Raw genomic sequence first — 24,882 nt, forward strand, 5'->3', positions numbered from 1 at the left:
ATGGCAGCAAAAATTAAACGTGACGATGAAGTAATTGTTATTGCCGGTAAAGATAAAGGTAAAACTGGGAAAGTTTCTCAAGTTTTAGCTAACGGTAAAGTAATTATTGAAGGTGTAAATGTTCAGAAGAAACACCAAAAGCCAAACCCTCAAGCGGGTGTGACTGGTGGTATCATTGAACAAAATGCACCAATTGAAGTATCAAATGTTGCGATCTACAACTCGGCAACGAGTAAAGCAGATCGTGTTGGTTTTAGATTAGAAGACGGCAAAAAAGTTCGTTTCTTCAAGTCTAATAATGAACTTGTGAAGTAACTGGAGTTTACGATGGCGAAACTGCATGATTTCTATAAAGACAACGTGGTGTCTGATTTGCAAAAGCAATTCGACTATACGTCTGTCATGCAAGTCCCTCGAATAGAGAAAATCACCCTAAACATGGGTGTTGGTGAAGCACTGGCTGATAAAAAAGTCCTAGAGCACGCTGCGTCAGATATGGCAGCAATCTCAGGTCAAAAGCCAATGATCACTAAAGCACGCCGCTCTGTGGCAGGCTTCAAAATTCGTGAAGGCTACCCGATTGGTTGTAAAGTAACACTACGTGGAGAGCGTATGTGGGATTTCTTTGAGCGTTTGGTAACAATCGCTATCCCGCGTGTACGTGATTTCCGTGGCCTAAATGCTAAGTCATTTGATGGTCGTGGTAACTACTCTATGGGTGTACGTGAGCAAATCATTTTCCCTGAAATCGATTACGATAAAGTTGATAAAGTACGTGGTTTAGATATCACAATTACTACTTCAGCTAAGTCTGACGAAGAAGCACGCGCACTTTTGTCTGCGTTCAACTTCCCATTCCGTAAGTAAGGAGTTAGAAAATGGCTAAACAATCAATGAAAGCGCGTGAAGTAAAACGTGAGAAGTTAGTTGCTAAGTTCGCTGAAAAGCGTGCGGCATTAAAAGCAACTATTAACAATGTAAATACATCTGACGAAGATCGTTGGAATGCAGTGTTAGAGCTTCAATCGCTACCTCGTGATTCAAGTTCAGTACGTCAACGTAACCGTTGTAACGTTACTGGTCGTCCACATGGTTATCTTCGTAAATTTGGCATGAGCCGTATTAAGGTTCGTGAGCATATGATGCGCGGAGAAATCCCTGGCCTGAAAAAAGCCAGTTGGTAATCAAATTAATCACGGAGTAAATAGTTATGAGCATGCAAGATCCTATTTCGGATATGCTAACGCGTATTCGTAACGGTCAAGCAGCAAGCAAAGTATCTGTTAAGATGCCTTCTTCTAAGCAAAAAGTTGCAATTGCAACTGTGCTTAAAGCTGAAGGTTACATTTCAGATTTCGCTGTTGCTGGTGACACAAAGCCTGAATTAGAAGTTACTTTAAAGTACTTCGAAGGCAAAAAAGTAATCGATACTATTAAACGAGTAAGCCGTCCAGGTCTTCGTATCTATAAAGGTGCAAACGATCTTCCTAAGGTTATGGCTGGTTTAGGTATTGCGATTGTTTCAACTTCTCAAGGTGTAATGACTGACCGAGCTGCGCGTAATGCAAGCATCGGCGGTGAGATCATCTGTTACGTATCTTAAGGAGTAATCTATGTCTCGTATAGCTAAGGCACCGATTACTGTTCCTGCTGGCGTAGAAGTTAAAGTAAACGGTCAAGAGATCACTGTAAAAGGTGGTAAAAGCGAACTAGTTCGTACTCTTAATGATGCTGTTGTTGTTAAATTAGAAGATGGCGTACTAACATTTGCACCTGTTGAAGGTGTATCTGGCGCATGGGCACAAGCAGGTACTGCACGTGCTAACGTTAACAACATGGTTGTAGGTGTAACTGAAGGCTTTAAGAAGACTCTTCTTCTTCAAGGTGTTGGTTACCGTGCACAAGTTAAAGGTCAAGAAATCAACCTAACTTTAGGTTTTTCACACCCTGTTGTTTACACTTTACCTAAATCGGTATCTGCAACGGCTACTAGCCAAACAGAAATCGTATTAGAAAGTGCTGACAAACAAGTTGTAGGCCAAGTAGCTGCAGAGATTCGTGCATTCCGTCCACCAGAGCCTTACAAAGGTAAAGGTGTTCGTTACGCTGATGAAAATGTGCGTCGTAAAGAAGCGAAGAAAAAGTAAGGTAAGACTATGGATAAGAAAGCATCTCGTCTTCGTCGTGCTACCCGCACACGTAAGAAATTGCAAGATCTTGGTGCAACTCGTCTTGTGATCAACCGTACACCTCGCCATACTTACGCGCAGGTAATTACAGCAGACGCACAAGTCGTAGCAAGCGCTTCTACATTAGAAAAAGAAGTGATTGCCCAAGTTAACAACGGTGGTAATAAAGAAGCAGCTCAACTAATTGGTAAATTAGTTGCAGAACGTGCGGTAGAGAAAGGAATTACTAAAATTTCTTTTGACCGTAGCGGTTTCCAATACCATGGTCGTGTTGCAGCACTAGCTGACGCAGCTCGTGAAGCTGGTCTACAGTTCTAAGGGTAAAGATTATGTCAAAAGTAGAATCTCAAACCGGTGATCTGAACGAAAAGCTAATCGCAGTAAACCGTGTTTCAAAAGTAGTTAAAGGTGGTCGCATCTTTAGCTTTACAGCACTAACAGTTGTTGGTGATGGTAATGGTCGTGTTGGTTTCGGCTATGGTAAAGCACGTGAAGTTCCAGCAGCTATTCAAAAAGCTATGGAAAAAGCACGTCGCAATATCAGCGAAATCCAATTAAAAGGTAACACTCTGCAGCATCCTGTTAAGGGCCGTCATTCTGGTTCTAAGGTATACATGCAACCAGCATCTGAAGGTACTGGTATCATCGCAGGTGGTGCAATGCGTGCCGTGTTAGAAGTTGTTGGTGTACAGAACGTACTATCAAAAGCTTACGGCTCAACTAACCCAATTAACGTTGTCCGCGCTACGATGGATGCACTAGAGAGCATGAACTCTCCTGAGCAAATCGCAGCTAAGCGTGGTTTAAACGTTAGTGATATTCTGGGGTAATTCAGCATGGCTACTAAAACGATTAAAGTAACTCAAACCAAAAGTGCAATTGGCCGTTTACCAAAGCACCGTGCAACACTAACAGGCCTAGGTCTGCGTCGCATCGGTCATACTGTTGAGTTGGAAGATACTCCAGCAGTACGTGGTATGGTTAATAAAGTTTACTACATGGTTAAGGTTGAGGGGTAATAATGAAACTTAATACTCTATCTCCAGCAGCTGGTTCAAAACCTGCTGCTAAACGTGTAGGCCGTGGTATCGGTTCTGGACTAGGTAAGACAGGTGGCCGCGGTCACAAAGGTCAAAAATCTCGTTCAGGCGGTACAGTACGTCCTGGTTTTGAAGGCGGTCAAATGCCTTTAAAACAACGTTTACCAAAATTTGGTTTCACATCTCGTAAATCTCTTGTTACCGGTGAAGTTCGTCTGAACGAAATCGCACAAGTAGAAGGCGATATCGTGACACTAGAAACGTTGAAACAGGCAGGTCTACTTGTAAACACTGTTAAGTTTGCAAAAGTAGTTCTATCTGGTGAAATCTCTCGCTCAGTTACAGTACAAGGCCTTGGTGTTACTAAAGGTGCTCGTGCTGCAATCGAAGCGGCGGGCGGAAAAATCGAGGAATAATAGGCAATGGCTAAGAAACCAGGGTTAGATCCGAAAGCGGCACAAGGAAGCAATTTAAGCGAACTTAAAACTCGTTTACTATTTGTTTTAGGCGCTATTTTAGTGTTCCGTGCAGGCTCTTTTGTTCCAATTCCTGGTATTGACGCCGCTGTCCTAGCTGATTTATTCGAACAGCAAAAGGGTACCATCATTGAAATGTTTAACATGTTCTCTGGTGGTGCGCTTGAGCGTGCTTCTATCTTTGCATTGGGTATAATGCCGTATATTTCTGCGTCTATTATTATCCAATTGCTTACGGTAGTTCATCCTCCTTTAGCTGAGCTAAAGAAAGAGGGTGAGTCTGGTCGTCGCAAGATTAACCAGTATACACGCTACGGTACTTTGGTTTTAGGTACGTTCCAAGCAATTGGTATTGCAACCGGTTTGCCAACTATGATGCCAGGACTTGTTGAAAATGCAGGTCTTAGCTTCTATGTAACGGCAGTTGTAAGTTTAGTGACAGGAACTATGTTCCTTATGTGGCTAGGTGAGCAAATTACTGAGCGCGGTATTGGTAATGGTATTTCTATCATTATCTTTGTAGGTATTATCGCTGGGTTGCCATCGGCAATCGGGCAAACAGCTGAGCAAGCACGTCAAGGTGAAATTCACCTTCTAGTGTTATTAGCATTAATTGTTATCGTTTTTGCAACTACTGCGTTTGTAGTATTTGTTGAACGTGGTCAACGTCGTATCGTCGTTAACTACGCAAAACGTCAACAAGGCCGTAAGGTTTTTGCTGCGCAAAGCACTCACTTACCATTGAAATTGAATATGGCTGGTGTAATTCCTGCAATTTTTGCCTCGAGTGTTATCTTATTTCCTGGTACTATTGCCCAGTGGTTTGGTCAGACTGAAGGTTTAAGTTGGTTATCGGATGTTTCTTTGGCTCTACAGCCAGGACAACCGTTGCATATGATGTTATATGCTGCTGCTATTATCTTCTTTTGCTTCTTTTATACTGCACTTACGTTCAATCCACGTGAGACAGCAGATAATTTGAAGAAAAGCGGTGCCTTTATCCCAGGAATCCGTCCAGGAGAACAAACATCACGTTACATTGATAAAGTGATGACGCGTCTAACATTAGCTGGTGCGTTATATATTACCTTTATCTGTTTGATTCCCGAGTTTATGATGGTTGCGATGAATACGCAGTTCTACTTCGGTGGTACTTCGTTATTAATTATCGTTGTTGTTATCATGGACTTTATGGCACAGGTGCAGACTCATTTGATGTCTAATCAATATGATTCTGTCTTGAAAAAAGCTAACTTGAAAGATTACGGAAAATAATTCCTAATCTGATAGTTATACTAACTACGGAGTGTTGCAATGAAAGTTCGTGCATCCGTTAAAAAAATCTGTCGTAACTGCAAAGTTATCAAGCGCAACGGTGTTGTGCGTGTTATCTGTGTAGAGCCAAAGCATAAACAACGCCAAGGCTAATCCAAGATAGATTTTGGATCTATTATCAGCTTAGGTGATTTTTTCATCTAAGCTGTGTTTTGTTTGCTAATTTATCATTTGTCGAGTATCCTACCGGGCTTTTCACAAATGAATCGTTAACTTTAAGGAGTGCATAGTGGCCCGTATCGCTGGCATTAACGTTCCTGATCATAAGCATGCAGTTATCGCATTAACTGCTATTTTTGGCATCGGCAAGACTCGTTCACAAATTATTTGTGCTGAGTCAGGCATCGCTGAAACTACTAAGCTTAAAGATCTGGATGAAACACAAATCGAAGCTCTTCGTACAGAAGTAGCTAAATTCGCCGTTGAAGGTGATTTACGTCGTGAAGTATCTATGAGCATCAAGCGTCTTATGGACCTTGGTTGTTACCGTGGACTTCGTCACCGTCGCAGCTTGCCTCTACGTGGACAGCGTTCTAAAACGAATGCTCGTACTCGTAAAGGTCCGCGTAAAGCAATTAAGAAATAGGGTAAGAGATAATGGCTAAAACACCAACTCGTGCTCGCAAGCGCGTTAAAAAGCAAGTTGCTGATGGTATGGCTCACATCCATGCTTCTTTCAACAACACAATCGTAACTATTACAGACCGTCAAGGTAATGCTCTTTCTTGGGCTACTGCAGGTGGTTCTGGTTTCCGTGGTTCTCGTAAATCTACTCCGTTCGCTGCACAGGTTGCTGCTGAACGTGCTGCTGAAGCAGCTAAAGAGTACGGTCTTAAAAACGTTGAAGTTTTTGTAAATGGACCAGGACCTGGTCGTGAATCTTCGATTCGCGCACTAAACGCGGCGGGTTTCCGTGTAACTAATATTACTGACGTTACACCAATCCCACATAATGGTTGTCGTCCACCAAAGAAACGTCGCGTTTAATCGCAACTTTCTAGGGTAATTGGAGAAAGAACAATGGCAAGATATTTAGGTCCTAAGCTTAAGCTTAGCCGTCGTGAAGGAACTGATTTATTCTTAAAATCAGGTGTCCGCGCGATCGATTCTAAGTGTAAGATCGAAAATGCACCAGGTGTACACGGTGCACGTAAACCACGTCTATCAGACTACGGTTTACAATTACGTGAAAAGCAAAAAGTACGTCGTATGTACGGTGTATTAGAAAAGCAATTCCGTAACTACTATAAAGAAGCTGCTCGTTTACAGGGCAACACTGGCGAAAACTTACTTCAATTACTTGAAGGCCGTTTAGACAATGTTGTATACCGCATGGGCTTTGGCGCAACACGTGCTGAATCACGTCAACTAGTTAGCCACAAAGCTATTCTAGTGAACGGTAAAGTTGTAAATATCCCTTCATTCAACGTTAAACCTAGCGATGTAATTTCAATCCGTGAAAAAGCTAAAAAGCAATCACGTATTGGCGCTGCATTAGAAATCGCTGGTCAACGTGAAGCCCTAGCTTGGGTAGAAGTTGATACAACGAAGATGGAAGGCGAGTTTAAACGTCAACCTGAACGTTCAGATTTATCTGCTGAGATTAACGAACAGTTAATCATCGAGCTTTACTCTAAGTAAAGTTAACTGTTAAGAGAGGGCACAAATGCAGGGTTCTGTAATTGATTTTCTAAAACCAAGATTAGTTGATATCGAACAAGTTTCAACAACTAGAGCAAAAGTGGTTCTTGAGCCACTAGAGCGTGGCTTTGGCCATACTTTGGGTAATGCTCTTCGTCGTATTTTGTTATCATCTATGCCGGGAACGGCGGTAACGGAAGTCGAAATTGATGGTGTACAACATGAGTACAGCACAAAAGAAGGCGTTCAAGAAGATATCCTAGAGATTCTTCTTAACCTTAAAGGTCTAGCTGTAAAGCTTGAAGGTAAAAATGAAGTTTTAGTTAGTTTAACTAAATCTGGCGCTGGTCCTGTTACTGCAGGCGACATCATTCATGATGGTGATGTAGAGATAGTCAACCCAGAACATGTGATCTGTAATTTAACAGGCAATGCTGAAATCAGCATGCGTATTAAAATTGAATCAGGTCGCGGTTATGTTCCAGCTTCATCTCGTATTCATAGCGAAGAAGATGAGCGTCCAATTGGTCGTCTATTAGTAGATGCGACTTTCAGCCCTGTTGAGCGTATTGCTTACAGTGTTGAATCAGCTCGTGTTGAACAACGTACTGATTTAGACAAGCTTGTTATCGATATGGAAACAGATGGTACTTTAGAGCCAGAAGAAGCAATTCGTCGCGCAGCTACAATTTTAGCTGAGCAATTAGACGCATTTGTTGATCTGCGCACTACTTATGAAGCACCAGTAGCTGAAGCTAAACCTGAGTTTGATCCAATTCTTTTACGCCCAGTAGATGATTTAGAACTAACTGTTCGTTCTGCTAACTGTTTGAAAGCAGAGTCGATTCACTATATCGGTGATCTAGTACAACGTACTGAAGTTGAACTTCTAAAAACGCCTAACTTAGGTAAGAAGTCTCTAACTGAAATCAAAGATGTACTTGCTTCACGTGGACTGTCTCTAGGTATGCGCCTAGAAAACTGGCCACCAGCAAGTCTAATCGAAGATTAGTATTAAACCGATTCACGAATAAATAAGGATTAGGTTATGCGCCATCGTCAAAGTGGACGTCAACTTAACCGAAACAGCAGCCACCGTCAGGCTATGTTTCGTAATATGGCAATCTCTATTGCTACGCACGAAGTTATTAAAACTACTGTGCCAAAAGCAAAAGAATTGCGTCGTGTAATTGAGCCATTAATTACACTAGCTAAAACGGATAGCGTTGCTAACCGTCGTTTAGCTTTTGCTCGTCTTCGTGATGATGCAGTTGTGGCAAAATTATTTAATGAACTAGGTCCTCGCTACGCGACTCGTCCTGGTGGTTACACTAGTATCATTAAATGTGGTTTCCGTACTGGCGATAAAGCTCCTATGGCTTACATCCAGTTCGTAGACCGTCCAGTTGTAGCGGACGAAGAAGCGTAAGCCTCTTTATAGTTGCAAGAAAAAAGCCGAACTTATGTTCGGCTTTTTTGTATCTAAAATTTGACCCGTCATAAATACTTATTTTAAGAATGGTATATTTTATATAAGCCATCTTATTAAAAAACGGCTTATATATATTAGGCGTTATATCTTAAAGGTACTCATCCAAGCGCGCCTGTACGGCTTTATTGATTACTTCTGCTAACTTATCAAAACAAGCTTGTCGTGCGCTGTTATTACGGCTTAATAGCACGATTTTACGTGATGGCACTGGTGGTTCAAATGGGATATATTTTACACCGGCTTGATAGCGGTTTAGTGGTATTGCTAGTTGGGGAAGTAACGTAACACCATTATCTGCACTGATCATATGACGTAATGTCTCTAAGCTTGTCGCTTTGAAACTATTATCTTCAATCGCACCTGCAGCAAAACAAAAACCTAAAGCTTGATCACGCAAACAATGTCCATCGGCTAACATCAATACATGTTCGCCACTCAACTCCTGTAAATTAATATGGCGTTGGTCAGACCAAGCATGCTTATCTGACAGTGCCAGCTCTAATGGCTCATCATAAAGTACTAATTGCTTAAATTGTTCCATCTCTGGCATTAGGGCGAGCATTAAACAATCTAACTCTCCCTCTTCTAACTGCTTGATTAACGTTTGTGTTTGGTTTTCATGTAAATACAGTTCTAAATCAGGAAATGCTTCTTTCATGACTGGCACAATCAAAGGTAGCAAGTAAGGTGCAACTGTTGGGATCAAACCGATATGTAATGTGCCACGCATTGGTTCATTATGACTTTTTGCGATCTCTTTTAATGATTTAGCTTCTAATAGGATGGTTTTGGCTTTAGCAACAATATCCAATCCAGCAGGTGTAAAAATCACTTTTCTCGAAGAACGTTCCATTAATTGAACATTAAGTTCCTCTTCTAATTTTTTGATCTGCCCGCTCAACGTCGGTTGACTAACAAAACATCTATCAGCGGCTTTACGGAAGTGTTTTAACTCTTCTAAAGCAATGAGGTATTCGAGATCTCTGAAATTCATAATTTTAACCTTGCGCAAAATATAATGCTTTCATCGTACCATATCCCTTGCATAGAGTTGTCGGATTATTTACTGCTTAAGAGGTAAATATATAGTGACGAGTGCATTTTATTATTTATTTGAAGTAAACATACATTTGCAGATTATCTTTTATTAAAAGATGACTTAAACTGTTTGTTTATATTCTAAAATATAATATTTATCTACATAATTTGCTCATTTCTAGTTAGTATTATTTTAGTTTGTGTTAATGTTTAATTCATACGGATATTAAGTCTATTTATTTATAAAATTGTAAGTGACAAGTTATAACTCTATTTTGAAAAGGAATTCTCATGAAATGGTACCAAGTTTTATCCATCGCATTACTTACATCACTATTATTTGCGTGTGGTGGAGGCGGTGATGGCGGTTTAAGCCTAGGTGGAAGCAGTTCTACTGATACGACGGACTCTACAGACTCAACAGATACTGACGATACAGATACAACGGAATCACCGGATTCAACCGATTCACTCTCTTTAAGTGCTGTGTTATACCTTTGTCCTAGTGATTGGGATAAAGATGATGGTACAGACTCTTGTACTGAAACAACTGAAGTCTCTGAAGTTAACCCAGGTATACTTGCTGTTACTTTATTATTGAATGGTGAAGCGGTTGTTGATAGTAATCAGATTATTTCGGCAACGACAACACTTGGTGAATTATCTGTTGATACAGCATTAACCAACAGCGAAGGTATCGCATACTTTACGGTCACTTCTGGTGATACGTTAGGAGCTGGTCGTATCTCCTTAGAAACTGATGCTTTTGAAGATGATATTGGTTCAGTAACAACCGATGAAATTAACTTTGAAATTGCAGAAGAAAATTTTGATATGACTATTGAAAACGAGCTTGAAGGCGTTTCATTAGCACAAAATGCATCTACTTTAATTACGGTTAGTTTAACGCTTGATGGAGAGGCTTATACTTCACCTGTTGAGGTTAGTTTTACTTCTGCATGTGCCGAAGATGACACGGCTAATTTAGATGAAACGGTAACGACTAGTAACGGTATTGCTCAAGCAACCTATCAAGCAGTGGGCTGTACCGGTGACGATACGATTACCGCATCTACTGAACTGAATAGTATTTCTGCTACTACAACGATAAATGTAGCGAGTTCAGCTGCAGACAGTATTCGTTTTATTAGTGCGACACCAACCAGCATTGCTATTGCTGGAACAGGTGGTGCAGACCGTCAAGAGACTTCTACCGTCGTGTTTGAAGTGGTCGATATTAATGGTTCTGCAAGCTCATTACAGGATGTAACGTTTTCATTAAATAATGCACCATCAGGTACAACACTAAGTGTTGAAGAAGCAACAACCAATAGTGATGGTCAAGTATCTGTTATTGTAAAAGCAGGTAGTGTTGCTGGTCCTGTAAGAGTACAAGTAGAAGTGACTGATTCGGATCCTGTTATTTCTAGTATTTCAGACCAATTAAGTATTTCTACTGGTTTACCCGATCAAGATAGTTTTTCGTTTTCTCTTGAGGACCATTCTCCTGAATCACTGAATATCGATGGTGTCACTGTTTCTGCCAATGTATTACTGGCTGATAGATTTAATAACGCAGTGCCAGATGGTACGACTGTTTTCTTTGATACAGAAGGTGGAGCAATTCGCGATACAGAAACAGGTACCACTGGATCTTGTACGACTTCAGGTAGCGGTTGCTCGGTTGAATGGGTGTCTCAAAACCCACGTCCAGAAGGTAATGTGTTATCTGATTTTAATACAGATGGTCAATGTGGTTACTATGCGTATGCACCAAGTGGGTCCAATAATATTGGACCTTGTATTACAGATGAAGATGCAGATGATATTGTTGGTATGGGGAGCCCTTGGGGAGGCCGAGTTACAATGACTGCCTATACCGAAGGCGAAGAGAATTTCATCGATAATAATGGGGATGGTTTATTTAGCGCTACTGATACATTTGATACAGATGACGATTTATCAGAAGTATTTTTCGATGATAATGAAAATGGCTCTTACGATTTTGGCGAAGAAGAATATCAGGATTATAACCAAGATGGCTTATTCAGTTCGGGTAACACTATCTACAATGGCACACTATGTGATGATGTTAGTTGCACAACAGACTTAGTACACGTACGAGATCAACAAATTTTAATCATGGCTTCTAGCGATCAATATATTCGAGTGCAGAGTGGTGGGGTTGATATTGGTGAAGTCGATATTACTGATACTAATATTACCTCTTATAGTGTGACCGCTTATTTTGCTGATATCTATAATAATAGACCACCAACAGGCACCACAATTAATGTGTCTACGGAGAATGGTGAATTATCAGGTCAAACATCATGGACTGTAAGCAGCAGTAGTGCGATTGGTCCTTATCAGATCGAATTCACCATCGTGCAAGAAGAAACCGCTAATGATAAAACCTTTGGTATTTTATCCATTGAGCTTGAGACACCAGCGGGCGGTACGCTTACATTCGAGATGGATGTTACTGACGCAGGTTAAGCTTGTTTTAGTGATTCATCATATTAAGGAGCTTCGGCTCCTTTTTTCTTATCTATTTTTTATTGAATATTACATGGTGGCATGTTTCCTGCTTATTTGAACCTGTGCAACAATTTTTTGGCAGGAGCTATTATGAAACAATTTTTACATCGTATGACAGAGCAACAAGGGATCACCACGACTATGATGTGGATGTGTGTAAGTTGTGCTGTTTTATTAGTTATTCCAAGTTCATTATTCTCTCTTAATAACTCAGATCTGTTACCCGCTTCTTATGCACCTTATTTATGGGTGTTAGCCTTACTAACTGGCTGTTATCTATTGACTCGATTGTTATCATTTTCATTTTCAGGATTAAAAGGGTATTACTTGAGCCAGCGTTTAGTCGTGCGCAGAAACAAGATGATTCGACAGTTAGATTTTGAAGAAAAAGCCCTGTTACGTGAGTTTATTATTCAACGTAAGACGGTATTAGCTTTGCCACTGACAGAACCCGCTGTCAGTAATCTATTAGCCTCTGGGGTATTAGCACCAGCATTTGAAACACAAGAAATTAAAGGCAGTAGTCGTATTATTAAACTATCTATTGCTATTGAAGCAAGGGAGCAACTAACGCATAAAGTGATAGGTTTGCCTGTTGGGAAATTGACAGAAGCGGAAGCTGAAGTGTTGAAAGCTGCACGCCCACAATACGCGCGTAATAACTATATTTCTCTGAAATAACTCCTTTTTCTTATCAATAATGTATAAGCAGTGTTTGAAAACGCTTTTTTGACACTGCTTTAGCCAAGCTCAAACTTTCTATATAATAAATGCTTTTCTAACTTACTTGTGTGAGAGAGTATGACTCCTGAACGTTTTGCCCGTATTACTTCCATGTTAAACCGCCGTCAACCTGATCTAACCGTTTTTATGGAACAGGTGCATATGCAACACAACTTAGCTGCGATTGTTCGTACAGCGGACGCTGTGGGCATTAATAATGTACATGCAACATGGGATATAGATTCCACACGTATTTCGCGTAATGTGGCATCAGGCAGTCAAAAATGGGTAAATGTACATTCTCATGATACGGTACAAGATGCTGTGGCTGTGATGCGTGAGCAAGGGATGCAAATTATTGCCACTAATCTGTCAGATACTGCCATTGATTTCCGCGAAGTTGATTACACTAAACCAACGGCTATTTTAATGGGTCAAGAAAAATACGGTATTAGTGACGAAGCGTTAGCTTTGGCGGATCAAGATGTGATTATTCCTATGGTTGGCATGTGTCAGTCATTAAATGTATCTGTGGCTTCAGCGTTGATTATGTATGAAGCACAACGTCAGCGTGAAATCGCTGGTATGTATGATCAAGTTTGTCAATTACCTAAAGAAGAGCAACACCGTATTTTATTTGAAGGTGGTCATCCTATTTATCGTCAATTATGTCGAGAAAAAAGTTTACCTTATCCACCGCTTGACGAAGAGGGGCAAATTGCCGCTTCTGATGATTGGTGGAATGCGATTCGTGGACGTAAATAATTAAAGGAGAGCGTTTAATGAGCTTATACCCAGACCGTTTATTAACGGAAGGCATACGTATCATTGAGAAAAGTACTCCATCAGACCAATTTCATGCAGATTACGCTGAGTTAAGTTTTGAACAAGCCTTAACTAAACGGACTAAATTAGCTGAATTACGCTATCAAGTTGCACCAGTGTTAAAACACTTTCAGCAATTGTTTACGGTATTTTGTAGCTTATTATGCCTATTATTTTTTATAGTAGGCGCATCAAGTGTCTCGCAGTTATTGGTCAATCAAAGCAACTCTCAAATTAACTTTTTTTGGGCGATTGTTTTATTTCTAGCCCCTAATCTATTATCACTTCTCGTCTGGTTATTTGTTTTTTGTAAACCCGGTGCTTTGAGCACCTCTTGGCTAGCTAATATGAGTCTCGCTTTGATCTCATTGTTAGATAAGTTATTACATAAAACCACCGACCAACACCCTCATTATGTTGGGCTGTTTCGTTTTTATTTTGAGCATCAATTTGGCTCCTATTTTGGGCGAGCACGCTTATCTTTACTGAGCCATTTATGGTGGACATCTTATTTACTTGGCGCAACACTCTCTTTAATACTGGTGTTGGCTACTCATCAAGTAGACTTTATTTGGCAAACGACCATTTTAAGTGAGGGGGTGTTCACTCAGATAACGCAATTATTAACTGCGTTACCAGATGCCTTGGGGATTGCAGTGCCCCATGCCAGTGATGTAACACAAGCCAGTATAAGTGCGGTTAATGAGTTGAATGCAGCACAACAAAGCAGAATCAGTTGGGCTAATCTCTTAATGTTTAGTCTAACCGTATATGCCTTGTTACCACGTGTTGTGTTGATGTTATTTTTTAAACGTCGAGTGAAGCTTAAAAAACAGCAGTTCAAGATTAATTTTTCATTGTCTTATTATGTGCAATTAAAAGGGCTATTACAGCCAGTCAGTAGTCGCTCTTTTATCAGCGACCCTGATCTGGATAAGCAGCAGGGTGCAGAGGTAAAACAAGCTGAGGCAATACACACTAAGACTACCAATGAATTACCTAAGCAATCGTACTCTTTAGCCATAGAGCTCAACACACAATTATTAAATAAATTACAAGGTCAGCTTGATACCTCGACTGCCTTGATTAACGTCATTGATGGACAAACACAACAGCAAGCTCTGGCAGCATTGGATATCGCTAATGTGATGTCGTTAGTCATCTATGTGGACATTAAGCGCGTTCCAGATCGTGGTTGGTTAAGCTTTGTTAAAAGGTGTTATAGCAATAGTTCGAGAACCCTTTATTTGGTGATTTTAGGTGACATGGCGCTACCTGAAGGAGAACAAGATTCACTGCGCTTCAATAACTGGGTGGAGATGGCAGAACAAGCTAATATCGATGCAACATGCATTACTTATCAACAAATAAGTGAGGTTGAAGGTGAATAAAGCATTATTATCCGTTGCGGTAGTTGGACACGCAAACACAGGAAAAACCTCATTAATTCGTACTCTATTACGCGATGCTAGTTTTGGTGAAATTGCAGATAAAGCGGGTACAACACGTCATGTGGAAGGGGCTGAAATTCGTGTGGACAACAGCCAAAACTTAGTGATTTATGATACGCCAGGCTTAGAAGATTCAATCTATTTATTACAAGTGATTGATGGCGCATCTCAACAATATGATGGTGTTGATCGCTTATTATCATTTATCGAAAATGAAAAAAAATTTCCCGATTTAAGTCAAGAGCTTAAAGTCTTAAAAGCGTTATTAAGCAACGATATTATTTTTTATGTGGTAGATGTACGTGAACCCATTTTAGGAAAATATCGCGACGAATTAAAAATATTAAGTTATGCCGCTAAACCTATTATTCCAGTATTAAACTTTATTGATTCACCAGGTGCCGATGTCGAAGCGTGGCAGACACAATTAGCACGTTTGAACTTACACGCCTTTGTGAGCTTCGATAGCGTCGTATTTCGTTTTTCTGATGAATTAAAAATCTATCAAAAGATGCAGACTTTACTGGCACATAGAGAGCAACAACTTGCGCAGCTAATCGAACAGCGTAAACAACAATGGCAAGAAAGAGAAGCCGCGGCGCAACAGCTAATAGCGCAACTCTTAGTAGAAGCGGCTGCGTGTCGTTTTAAAGCCGATAACAATGAACAAAGTATTGAAATATTTAGTGGAAAGCTACAATCGCGTATTCGTGATTTGGAAAGACAAACACTAACCCAATTATTAGCGCTGTATCAGTTTAAACAAGATGATATTGACCAACACGATTTACCTATCCAAGAAGGAGAATGGGAGCTAGATCTTTTTTCCTCGGATAACTTACAAGAGTTTGGGGTTAAAGCCACCAGCAATTTTGTTAAAGGTGCAGGTGTTGGTGTGGCCGTTGATCTAGTCGCTGCAGGGATGACCTTAGGTGCTGCTGCATTAGCGGGTGGTGTGGCTGGTGTGTTATGGGGGGTGAAGCAACGTTATTATGATGAAATTCAAGCTAAGGTAACTGGTCATCGTTACTTGTGTGCAGATGACCTAACCTTACAGGTGTTATGGGCAAGGCAACTCAGTTTGTTATTGGCTTTACAGCAGCGCGGTCATGCTAGTATGACTAAAGTTTCATTAGCTGCTGTTCAGTCAGATAAAATTGAGCTGCCTAAAAAGTGGGGAAAATGGCTACGCAGAGCTCGTCAGCATCCGCAATGGTTGGCCTCTAATAATAGTGACCAACCTCTGTTAGCAGATAAAAAACAGCTTATCATTGATCAAATAACCTCTGCTTTAGCGGCGATCAGCGAAGGAAAATAGCAGATTAAACCATACAAGCTTATAGTAAATCAGAAATAGAAATACCTAAGCCAACGGTATTTGTATATTCATTATATTCAATCAAGCTGTTCCCATACCCTGAGGTTACTTGTAAGTAACCCTTTACTTTTCCATAGAGTGGGAAGCTCCATGCTGCTTCAACGGAGCCTTTACTAAAGCCACTTTCAATATTATTTTGGCTGGTAAATGAAAAAACATGTTCGTTATGTTTATAGGCAATAATGGCTTTACCATGACCATAATAATCTAATAAATCAGGGTTATCGTCATCGTCACTGGCTTCTTCTAATCGATACCAAGGGTTGATCGAGATAACCAAGTTTTGTCGATCAAAGATAAAACTACTGTCAATGCGGTTCCAGCTGCGAGAGTTGGGCTCTGATTTACCGTTAGACTGATGCACAAAGCCAATACTGGCAGCCTTAAAACGCCAACCAGAGCCTAAATTTTTATCGGCATCCCAGATCAAAAAGGCTTCTGGTTCATAGTTTGTTTCACGGAAGGGAGACGATGAGGCTGTATTATAAGCTTGCCATAATGATCGTTGTGTATAAGCCACATAACCTGAGATAGGCAAATCACCTATATTATGAAATAAAGGCATTTTAAAACTGATTTGAAATTTCACCTCTAAGCGTCGATACGTATTACCATCATTCTGATATATATCATAATCTTGGATTTTATCGTTAAAAGATAAGGGCAATAAATAGTTAGGTTTATGCGGTATAATTGAAAAATTAACCAGTTCACTAATTGCCTCATCTTCTAATCGCTCATCGATGGCATTTGTTTCTGGTAACAAGGTAACATCATCTTCAATAGGCTCTACGAGTGGCACTGTTTCAGCCAATACAAAAACATTCCATGTTGTTATCAAGATAAAAAAAATAAAACGCATACTTATTCCCTTAAATAAAAGATGCATACCACAAAGTTTATGTATTACATTATCGTTAATGTAGGTTCAGTCTAAACTATTATAAGTTTACGTATAGATTATTAAGCTTATAAGTTGCTAGGATTCAAAATGAAATTAAATAAAATTCCTCTATCAGCACTAAAGGGTGTTGGTGCAAAAGTAGCTGAAAAATTGAGTAAAATAGGCTTAAACTCAGTTGAGGATATGTTATTTCATTTACCTTTACATTATCAAGATCGCACTCGAATTTACCCTATTACAGCCATTAAAGATGGGATGCAGGTCAGTGTGCAAGGTGAAGTGGTCAGTTGCCAAGTACAGTTTGGTAAGCGTCGTATTTTAAAGTGTAAAATAAGCGATGGTGAAGGTATCGCTACGCTTAACTTCTTTCACTTTAATGCTGGTCAAAAAAACAGTTTTAAAGAGGGGCAGTGGATACAATGTTTTGGTGAGTTCAAGCGAGGTTATCAAGGCTTAGAAGTGACTCATCCAGATTATTCATTAGTCAGCGAAAATATCACAGCTTCATTGGAAGAAGCGTTAACACCAATCTATCCAACAACAGAAGGGTTAAAGCAAAATAGCTTACGCCAGTTAACGGAACAAGCCTTACAACACCTACAACAAAACCAAGTTGAAGAGCTTATTCCTACCGCGTTGTTATCACACCCAATTAGCTTGTTTGATGCGTTAATGACCATTCATCGACCACCACCGTCGGCAAGTATTGAGCAGTTAGAAGATCGTTCGCATCCTGCTCAACAACGTTTAATTATTGAAGAGTTATTAGCGCAACAAATTAGTATGCTAGCGCTTCGTCATAAAGCCCAACAGCATCAAGCACCGGCATTGAATGGGACGGGACAGTTATCTAACAAACTACTGGCGAATTTACCTTTTACACCAACGGGCGCACAACAACGGGTTAATCAAGAGATTCAGCAGGATCTGTTGACCAATGCGCCAATGATGCGCTTAGTGCAAGGCGATGTGGGATCAGGTAAAACACTAGTGGCGGCATTAGCTGCATTAACAGCTATTGAGGCTGGGTATCAAGTCGCTTTAATGGCCCCGACAGAATTATTAGCAGAGCAGCATCTCTTAAATTTTCAACAATGGTTTGAGCCCTTAGATATCAGAGTGGGTATGTTATCAGGCAAGATGAAAGTGAAAGAGAAACGAGATCAATCTGAAAATATTACACTGGGCTTATCAAAAATGGTGGTAGGAACGCATGCGCTATTTTCCGATAATGTACAGTTTAATAACCTAGCCTTGATTATTGTTGATGAACAACATCGCTTTGGTGTGGATCAACGCTTATCACTCCGTGAAAAGGGTATTAATAATGGTTTAGTACCACATCAACTTACCATGACGGCAACCCCGATCCCACGTACCCTCGCTATGACCGCTTATGCGGATTTAAGTGTTTCTGTGATTGATGAGTTACCACCTGGCAGAACGCCAATTCAAACCGTTGCTTTGGCTGATTCTCGACGAGATGAAATTATTCAACGTGTATACAAAGCTTGTAAAAATGAAGGACGACAAGCTTATTGGGTATGTACCTTGATTGAAGAGTCTGAGGCCTTGGAGTGTCAGGCCGCGGAAGATACAGCCAATGAGTTACAATTGGCTTTAACTGATTTACGCATCGGTTTAGTGCATGGGCGTATGAAAGCCGCTGAGAAGCAATATGTCATGGATGCATTTAAAGCTGGAGAGTTGGATCTGTTGGTGGCGACGACGGTAATAGAAGTGGGTGTTGATGTGCCCAACTCCAGTTTAATGATCATTGAAAACCCTGAGCGACTTGGTTTAGCACAGTTACATCAATTACGAGGCCGTGTAGGACGTGGTGACGTTGCCAGCCACTGTGTATTGTTGTACAAGTATCCTTTATCTAAAACCGCGTTAAAACGTCTTAATGTGCTCCGTGAAAGTAATGATGGTTTTTATATTGCAGAGCAAGACTTGGCGATTCGAGGACCGGGTGAAGTATTAGGGACAAAACAAACAGGGGTCGCTGATATGAAGATTGCTGATCTGTTAAGAGACCAGGTATTAATTCCACAGGTACAGCAATTGGCGTTAACTTTAATTCAGTCTCACCCTGAGTATATCAAACCGCTGGTGGAGCGTTGGTTAGGGGATAAGCCTGTTTATGCTCAAGTGTAAAATGCAGAGTAGCTATTGAATAAAAACACCTAGTTTACGGGTAATAAACTAGGTGTCAGTATCAGCTAAATTTCAGCTAAGCTTAGTCGGATAAGTTAAGCTCTTTAAGTTTACGAGTGAGTGTATTACGTCCCCAGCCTAAAAGTTTAGCCGCTTCATGTTTTTTACCTTGCGTGTGTTTTAATGCACTTTGCAGCATTATTTTTTCAAACTCAGGTAATAATTGCCCTAAAATATTACTCTCGCCATTTTTTAATTGTGCATCAGCCCATTTCTTTAAGCTCTCTTGCCAAATCACTGGTTCGCCTTCTTGTTGCGGTGTTTCCTGTTCGCTTAATTCAGGTGGAAGGTCATTAATATGGACTTCTTGGCCACTGGCCATCACAGTTAACCAACGACAAATATTTTCTAATTGGCGAACATTACCTGGCCAAGGTAAATCACTTAAATAGTTAATAGTGGCTTTAGTAAGTTGTTTACTTTCTACAGTGAGTTCATTGGCGATATTCTGTAAAAAGTGGTTGGCTAATAATGCAATATCTTCACGGCGTTCTTTGAGTGCGGGTAGTTGCAAACGAATAACATTTAAACGGTGGAACAAATCCTCTCGGAAGTCGCCGGTTTGCACTTTCTTCTCAAGGTTTTGGTGAGTTGCTGCAATGATACGTACGTCTACCTTAATCGCTTGATGGCCGCCGACACGGTAAAACTGTCCATCCGCTAATACACGCAGTAAACGTGTTTGAACATCTAATGGCATATCACCAATTTCATCTAAAAACAGGGTGCCTCCATCAGCTTGCTCGAAACGTCCTTGGCGATTTGCAGCTGCCCCTGTGAAGGCGCCTTTTTCATGGCCAAATAATTCAGCTTCGATCAATTCTTTAGGAATCGCAGCCATGTTTAAAGCAATGAATGTTTCGTCTTTTCTTGGGCTATGCTTATGTAATGCCTGTGCAACTAACTCTTTACCTGTTCCCGATTGGCCGTTGATTAATACACTCATACTAGAGCGAGATAAACGTCCAATGACTCGGAAAACTTCCTGCATCGCTGGTGCTTCACCAATAATCTCTGGTGTTGCGATAGGTTGCAAATTAGGTTTTCTTTGTTGTTTTAGCTCTTTACTATGATTGAGGGCACGCTTGATAAGATCAGTTGCTTCATGAATATCAAAGGGTTTTGGGAGGTATTCAAACGCACCACTTTGATAAGCATTGACTGCACTGTCTAAATCGGAATGTGCGGTCATAATAATGATCGGTATCAGGGGGTAGCGTTGATGAATTTTCTGCATCAACTCTAAACCATCTATGCCAGGCATACGCACATCAGAGATAATAATCTCTGGTTGTTCAATAAGCAGTTGTTGCCATAAACATTCTGCATCTGGGAAGCTAGCATGTTCAATATTTTCTGCTTTTAATGTGCGCTCTAATACCCAGCGAATGGCGTGGTCATCATCTACAATCCAAGCGGTCATTATAGCTCCTTATTTTTTCTTATTATGTTCAATGTTATACCTACTAAATTAATGTGTGGCTCTGTTTTTTTGCACAATGTAGAGCGCATTATTAATGTAATGGGTATTAAATTGGCAAAAAGACTGAAAATTCTGTTTTGCCTTTACTACTCTTAAATTCAATTCGTCCGTGATGTTGCTTAATTAACTCTTGCGCAATGGATAACCCTAAGCCAGTACCATCTTTACGTCCAGTCACCATCGGATAAAAGAGGGTGCTGCGAAGGTGCATTGGGATACCAGGACCGGTATCGATAATCTTTATTTCAGTGGCTAAGCGTTGTGGCAAACCATTGATGGTCACTTGATGTGCAGTACGCGTACGCAATGTAATGGAGTTATTCTCCGGCATATTTTGTAAAGCTTGCACGGCATTTTGTATGATGTTCAAAAATGCTTGCTGTAATTGATCTGGTTGCATTTCAAAGTCAGGAATACTTGGGTCGTAATCGATATGTAAGGTGATATTGTCTGGAATATCTAAGCTCACTAATTTACGCACTTTTTCTAATACAGAGTGAATATTGTGAATGCTTTTAGCACCGGGCTTTTGTGGGCCTAATAATCGGTTAACAAGCGCACTCAAGCGGTCTGCTTGTTCAATAATAATCTGGGTAAACTCTTTAAGGTCTGGGTTTGGTAATTCAGCTTCTAATAATTGTGCTGCACCACGTAAACCACCTAGTGGGTTTTTAATTTCATGCGCTAAACCACGTACCAGTTCCTGTGCTGCTTTCTGTTGGTGTTCTTGATAGTGAACTTGACTAATACGCTTTTGTTGCTCAATACAACGCATTTCTATCAGTATGTAAGGCGTAGCTTGGGTGTCGATATAACTCGCACTTAAATCGATTAATAACGGGCTGCCATCAATAAGCAGTGTTGTTTCATTTTCAGTAAATGAAGACTCTTCAAATAATAGGTTTTCTATCGACTCTGGTGAAAAGTGAAATTGTTCGGCGATACTTTTTAAGGTTTGACCATATAGTCGTTGTTTACTTTGCGATAGTAGTTGTTCACTAGCTGGGTTTGCATAGATCAAAGTCAATGAAGAATCTAACGCAACAAAAGCGGTTTTGGCTTCTTCAAGAAAGGTAGAGATTAGATTGAGACTAGGTTCTTTTAGCATGTTTTTTAATCTACTTAATGGATATTCGTTGTAAATGAACGGTAACAATTTGTGTTGTTGCTAATACTTGCCCATCTTCACCAATTAAATGTGCCTGAACTTGGTGTGTGCCTCGGTCAACATTGAGGGCTCTGATGGTTGGTGATATTTGTGGAGAGCCTAATGCTTGTCCATCTAAATATAATTGCAGTAATTGGGTGCTTTCTTTTTCTGGTGTGGTTTTCACATTAATTTCTAATGTGCCTTCATTACTGCGGATCGCCGTATCGTCTTGCGGGTAGACAATTTCAGCTTGATATTTAACAGCCTCTTTTTTAACTTTTTCTAAATCTTGTTTATTTTTTTTTGCAGCTTGTGCTTGGTGTGTATCAACAGGTTCTTGATTAGAGACTAAATTTTTATTTTCTACTGTGATTTGTGGTGTACCAGGAGGTGCTGTATCTGCAAAATGTGTTTTACCTTGGCTATCCACCCAACGGTAGATTTTTGTTTCAGCAAAGGAAAGTGTGGAATAGGTGCAAAGTAATAATGCTAAAAATGTAGTTAATTTCATAATCTAAACCTTAAGTAGTAAATAGTTGATTGTCGAATAGCTAAAGGATTAAGACAATAAAAAAATTTACTGTAAACGAGGTTATTCTATAAATGTTAACCTTTGCTCATATAAATGAGGTTGTTCAATGTAACAGTGATCTGCATTTTCTATTGATATAGTACTTACTTTCAAAGTGATAAATATAAAATAAAAGGAGTGAGCGATAGCTCACCCCTGATTCTGCTTGGTCAATATTATTTAATAAATAACATTTCAGAGTATTTAGGCAATGGCCATAACTCATCAGCAACAAGTAACTCAAGTGCATCAGCATGCTCACGTGCTTCACCCATTAGAGGACAAAGAACGTCTGCGCTGTGACGCATATGAGCTTCAGCATCTGCAAAGTCGTGCTTAGCAATTTCAGTATCAATCTTAGTGATTGCAGCTAATAGACCATTTACATGTTCAGCAACTTGCTTAGTAATGCTTGTATCTAATTCAATGCCTAAGTCTTGTGTTGAAGTAGCCGCTAGGCTTAGCTCTGATAAGTAAGCAATTGCTGCTGGGTAGATTTTAGTCTTAGCAATATCACTTACTAATTTAGCTTCAACTTCAATCGCTAGATTGTATTGTTCAGCATAAACTTCATAACGGCTTTCCAATTCAACCGGTGTTAGTACACCTGTGTTTTGGAATAGGTCGATCACTTCTTGTGATTTGAATGCTGGTAAAGCATCTGCAGTTGTTGGGATGTTTTTAAGACCACGCTCTTCAACTGCGGCTTTATGCCATTCTTCTGAGTAACCGTCACCGCCGAATACTGCATTGCCGTGAAGTTCCATTAACTCTTTTAATACAGTAATAACTGCAGCTGTTTGATCTTCAGTTTTTAAAGCAGCTTCTAGTTTTTCTGCAATCCAGTTTAATGAATCAGCAAGCATTGTGTTCATTGCTACTAATGGACCTGATACTGATTGCTCAGAACCAACAGCACGGAATTCAAAACGGTTACCTGTGAATGCAAATGGAGACGTACGGTTACGGTCACCTGGATCACGGTCAAAGTTAAGAATTTGAGAAAGACCTAGATCCATCTCGCCGCCTTGAGTACAAGTAGTTAGTTTACCTGTTTTGATTTCATCAAATACTTTCTCTAACTGGTCACCTAGGTAAACAGAAAGGATTGCTGGTGGCGCTTCATTAGCACCTAAACGATGGTCATTACCAGCAGAAGCGATAACGGCACGTAATAATGGACCGTATTTATGTACACCACGAATTACCGCACCACAGAATAGTAAGAACTGTAGGTTTTTATGCGGCGTTTTACCTGGGTCAAGTAAGTTACCTTGTGTGCTGTTACCAACAGACCAGTTAACGTGTTTACCTGAACCATTCACGCCTGCGAATGGTTTTTCATGTAATAGACATAGGAAGCCGTGCTCTTTAGCCGTTTGCTTCATCATTGTCATTAACAATTGTTGTTGGTCTGCACCTACGTTTGCTGCGCCGTAGTAAGGAGCAATTTCGAATTGTCCTGGTGCAACTTCGTTATGGTGAGTTTTAGCTGGGATACCTAGCTTGTATAGTTTGTCTTCAAAATCTTGCATGAACACTTGAACACGGGCTGGAATTGCACCGAAGTAGTGATCATCAAACTGTTGACCTTTAGCTGGTGCTGCACCAAATAAAGTACGACCTGCTAATAGTAAGTCTGGACGTGCATTAGCAAAGTTCTCATCAACTAGGAAGTATTCTTGCTCAGGACCACAGCTTGAATTTAATGTAGCAACTTCAGTTTCGCCCATTAATTTAAGTACTTTCTGTGCTGCTGCATCCATTGCTGAATTAGAGCGTAATAGCGGGATTTTTTTATCTAGTGCTTCACCAGTCCAAGACATGAATACACTTGGAATCATTAATGTTGCGCCATTCGCTGTTTGTTGGATATAAGCAGGGCTTGTTGGATCCCATGCTGTATAACCACGTGCAGCGTTAGTCATACGTAGGCTACCGTTAGGGAAAGAAGAACCATCTGGTTCACCTTTAATTAACAGGCTACCTGTAAATTCGTTAATTGCATTACCTTCAGAGTTAGTCAGGATGAATGCATCATGTTTTTCAGCGGTAATGTTAGTCATTGGGTAGAAAACATGAGAGAAGAACTTAGCACCTTTAGATAGCGCCCAGTCTTTCATTGCTGCTGCAATAATATCAGCTGTTGCTTTATCTAAAGCAACACCTGTTTGAACTGTTTTTTTGATCGCTTTAAATGCATTTTTTGATACTGCTTCTTCCATCTTAGCTAGATTAAAAACATCAGTAGCCCAGATTTGATTGAGTGGCTCAGTTTGAGCGACCTCTTTTGGTGCACGGTTAGTAATTTGTTCAATTGCTTGTAGGCGGACTTGGTTTCCACTCATGTAATGCTCCTTGCTGATATTAATAGCGCTATTGTTATTTGTGATAACTATTATTAGATGTTAAATACAAAAATATG

28 protein-coding genes are annotated in these 24,882 nt (G+C 40.2%); 22 read left to right on the top strand and 6 right to left on the bottom strand.

All coding sequences use genetic code 11. From position 1 onward, the window contains the following. From rplX to rplQ, 16 genes are all read left to right on the top strand, one after another. Positions 1-315, top strand: coding sequence for a 50S ribosomal protein L24 (gene rplX, locus DS885_RS12095; RefSeq protein ID WP_113819681.1), 315 nt, complete (start codon positions 1-3; stop codon positions 313-315). A 12-nt stretch (positions 316-327) separates the two neighbouring features. Further along, a complete protein-coding gene (gene rplE, locus DS885_RS12100; RefSeq protein WP_113819682.1) occupies positions 328-867 on the top strand; it encodes a 50S ribosomal protein L5 in 540 nt (179 codons plus the stop codon). Positions 868-878: 11 nt separating this feature from the next. Beyond that, positions 879-1,184, top strand: a complete 306-nt coding sequence (rpsN, locus tag DS885_RS12105; RefSeq protein WP_028869300.1) for a 30S ribosomal protein S14 — start codon at positions 879-881, stop codon at positions 1,182-1,184. A 26-nt stretch (positions 1,185-1,210) separates the two neighbouring features. Next, complete coding sequence (rpsH, locus tag DS885_RS12110; RefSeq protein ID WP_113819683.1) at positions 1,211-1,603, top strand: 30S ribosomal protein S8; 393 nt, start codon at positions 1,211-1,213, stop codon at positions 1,601-1,603. A 10-nt stretch (positions 1,604-1,613) separates the two neighbouring features. After that, positions 1,614-2,147, top strand: a complete 534-nt coding sequence (rplF, locus tag DS885_RS12115; RefSeq protein WP_113819684.1) for a 50S ribosomal protein L6 — start codon at positions 1,614-1,616, stop codon at positions 2,145-2,147. A gap of 9 nt (positions 2,148-2,156) precedes the next feature. Next, on the top strand, positions 2,157-2,507 hold the full coding sequence (rplR, locus tag DS885_RS12120; protein ID WP_113819685.1) for a 50S ribosomal protein L18: 351 nt from the start codon (positions 2,157-2,159) through the stop codon (positions 2,505-2,507). 11 nt (positions 2,508-2,518) lie between these two features. Next, entirely contained in the window at positions 2,519-3,019 is a 501-nt protein-coding gene (rpsE, locus tag DS885_RS12125) for a 30S ribosomal protein S5 (protein WP_025563067.1), read from the top strand. A 6-nt stretch (positions 3,020-3,025) separates the two neighbouring features. After that, entirely contained in the window at positions 3,026-3,208 is a 183-nt protein-coding gene (gene rpmD / locus DS885_RS12130; protein WP_113819686.1) for a 50S ribosomal protein L30, read from the top strand. Positions 3,209-3,210: 2 nt separating this feature from the next. Further along, a complete protein-coding gene (rplO, locus tag DS885_RS12135; RefSeq protein WP_113819687.1) occupies positions 3,211-3,645 on the top strand; it encodes a 50S ribosomal protein L15 in 435 nt (144 codons plus the stop codon). Between the two features lie 6 nt (positions 3,646-3,651). Continuing rightward, the gene (gene secY, locus DS885_RS12140; RefSeq protein WP_113819688.1) at positions 3,652-4,980 is read left to right on the top strand and encodes a preprotein translocase subunit SecY; all 1,329 of its coding nucleotides are present in this window, start codon (positions 3,652-3,654) and stop codon (positions 4,978-4,980) included. Between the two features lie 39 nt (positions 4,981-5,019). Then, on the top strand, positions 5,020-5,133 hold the full coding sequence (rpmJ, locus tag DS885_RS12145; RefSeq protein WP_005417265.1) for a 50S ribosomal protein L36: 114 nt from the start codon (positions 5,020-5,022) through the stop codon (positions 5,131-5,133). 136 nt (positions 5,134-5,269) lie between these two features. After that, positions 5,270-5,626, top strand: a complete 357-nt coding sequence (gene rpsM, locus DS885_RS12150) for a 30S ribosomal protein S13 (protein WP_113819689.1) — start codon at positions 5,270-5,272, stop codon at positions 5,624-5,626. Positions 5,627-5,637: 11 nt separating this feature from the next. Further along, positions 5,638-6,027: a 30S ribosomal protein S11 gene (gene rpsK, locus DS885_RS12155; protein WP_019613697.1), complete on the top strand. Its 390-nt coding sequence runs from the start codon at positions 5,638-5,640 to the stop codon at positions 6,025-6,027. A 33-nt stretch (positions 6,028-6,060) separates the two neighbouring features. Then, positions 6,061-6,681 (top strand): 30S ribosomal protein S4, encoded by a 621-nt coding sequence (rpsD, locus tag DS885_RS12160; RefSeq protein WP_113819690.1) that lies wholly within the window; start codon positions 6,061-6,063, stop codon positions 6,679-6,681. A gap of 25 nt (positions 6,682-6,706) precedes the next feature. Continuing rightward, complete coding sequence (locus DS885_RS12165; RefSeq protein ID WP_113819691.1) at positions 6,707-7,693, top strand: DNA-directed RNA polymerase subunit alpha; 987 nt, start codon at positions 6,707-6,709, stop codon at positions 7,691-7,693. A 36-nt stretch (positions 7,694-7,729) separates the two neighbouring features. Then, positions 7,730-8,110 carry a 50S ribosomal protein L17 gene (rplQ, locus tag DS885_RS12170; RefSeq protein WP_028869287.1) on the top strand — a complete coding sequence of 127 codons (381 nt, stop codon included), beginning with the start codon at positions 7,730-7,732 and terminating at the stop codon, positions 8,108-8,110. A gap of 151 nt (positions 8,111-8,261) precedes the next feature. On the opposite strand, the gene oxyR is transcribed toward rplQ, so the two are convergent. Further along, a complete protein-coding gene (gene oxyR, locus DS885_RS12175; RefSeq protein WP_113819692.1) occupies positions 8,262-9,167 on the bottom strand; it encodes a DNA-binding transcriptional regulator OxyR in 906 nt (301 codons plus the stop codon). A gap of 335 nt (positions 9,168-9,502) precedes the next feature. On the opposite strand from oxyR, the gene DS885_RS12180 reads away from it, so the two are divergent. The 5 genes from DS885_RS12180 (at position 9,503) to DS885_RS12200 (ending at position 16,069) form a co-directional block, all read left to right on the top strand. Continuing rightward, complete coding sequence (locus tag DS885_RS12180) at positions 9,503-11,710, top strand: hypothetical protein (RefSeq protein WP_113819693.1); 2,208 nt, start codon at positions 9,503-9,505, stop codon at positions 11,708-11,710. 132 nt (positions 11,711-11,842) lie between these two features. Next, positions 11,843-12,433 carry a superinfection exclusion B family protein gene (locus tag DS885_RS12185; RefSeq protein WP_113819694.1) on the top strand — a complete coding sequence of 197 codons (591 nt, stop codon included), beginning with the start codon at positions 11,843-11,845 and terminating at the stop codon, positions 12,431-12,433. 120 nt (positions 12,434-12,553) lie between these two features. Beyond that, complete coding sequence (gene trmH, locus DS885_RS12190) at positions 12,554-13,240, top strand: tRNA (guanosine(18)-2'-O)-methyltransferase TrmH (RefSeq protein WP_113819695.1); 687 nt, start codon at positions 12,554-12,556, stop codon at positions 13,238-13,240. A 17-nt stretch (positions 13,241-13,257) separates the two neighbouring features. After that, positions 13,258-14,691: a DUF2868 domain-containing protein gene (locus DS885_RS12195; protein ID WP_113819696.1), complete on the top strand. Its 1,434-nt coding sequence runs from the start codon at positions 13,258-13,260 to the stop codon at positions 14,689-14,691. Further along, positions 14,684-16,069: a GTPase/DUF3482 domain-containing protein gene (locus DS885_RS12200; protein WP_113819697.1), complete on the top strand. Its 1,386-nt coding sequence runs from the start codon at positions 14,684-14,686 to the stop codon at positions 16,067-16,069. Before DS885_RS12195 ends, DS885_RS12200 begins: the two co-directional genes overlap by 8 nt. A 19-nt stretch (positions 16,070-16,088) precedes the next feature. On the opposite strand, the gene DS885_RS12205 is transcribed toward DS885_RS12200, so the two are convergent. Next, positions 16,089-16,991, bottom strand: a complete 903-nt coding sequence (locus tag DS885_RS12205) for a phospholipase A (protein ID WP_113819698.1) — start codon at positions 16,989-16,991, stop codon at positions 16,089-16,091. A gap of 129 nt (positions 16,992-17,120) precedes the next feature. Here DS885_RS12205 and recG point away from each other — a divergent pair, with 129 nt between their 5' ends. Continuing rightward, a complete protein-coding gene (gene recG / locus DS885_RS12210) occupies positions 17,121-19,193 on the top strand; it encodes an ATP-dependent DNA helicase RecG (RefSeq protein ID WP_113819699.1) in 2,073 nt (690 codons plus the stop codon). 82 nt (positions 19,194-19,275) lie between these two features. On the opposite strand, the gene glnG is transcribed toward recG, so the two are convergent. The 4 genes from glnG to DS885_RS12230 all read right to left on the bottom strand — a co-directional run bounded on the left by glnG (position 19,276) and on the right by DS885_RS12230 (position 24,805). Beyond that, positions 19,276-20,676: a nitrogen regulation protein NR(I) gene (gene glnG / locus DS885_RS12215; RefSeq protein ID WP_113819700.1), complete on the bottom strand. Its 1,401-nt coding sequence runs from the start codon at positions 20,674-20,676 to the stop codon at positions 19,276-19,278. Positions 20,677-20,782: 106 nt separating this feature from the next. After that, positions 20,783-21,844: a nitrogen regulation protein NR(II) gene (glnL, locus tag DS885_RS12220; protein WP_113819701.1), complete on the bottom strand. Its 1,062-nt coding sequence runs from the start codon at positions 21,842-21,844 to the stop codon at positions 20,783-20,785. A gap of 10 nt (positions 21,845-21,854) precedes the next feature. Beyond that, complete coding sequence (locus DS885_RS12225) at positions 21,855-22,397, bottom strand: DUF4124 domain-containing protein (RefSeq protein WP_113819702.1); 543 nt, start codon at positions 22,395-22,397, stop codon at positions 21,855-21,857. 236 nt (positions 22,398-22,633) lie between these two features. Beyond that, the gene (locus DS885_RS12230) at positions 22,634-24,805 is read right to left on the bottom strand and encodes a glutamine synthetase III family protein (protein ID WP_113819703.1); all 2,172 of its coding nucleotides are present in this window, start codon (positions 24,803-24,805) and stop codon (positions 22,634-22,636) included. Positions 24,806-24,882 lie beyond the last annotated feature (77 nt).

This window comes from Psychromonas sp. B3M02 (assembly GCF_003318165.1).
Classification (GTDB): domain Bacteria; phylum Pseudomonadota; class Gammaproteobacteria; order Enterobacterales; family Psychromonadaceae; genus Psychromonas.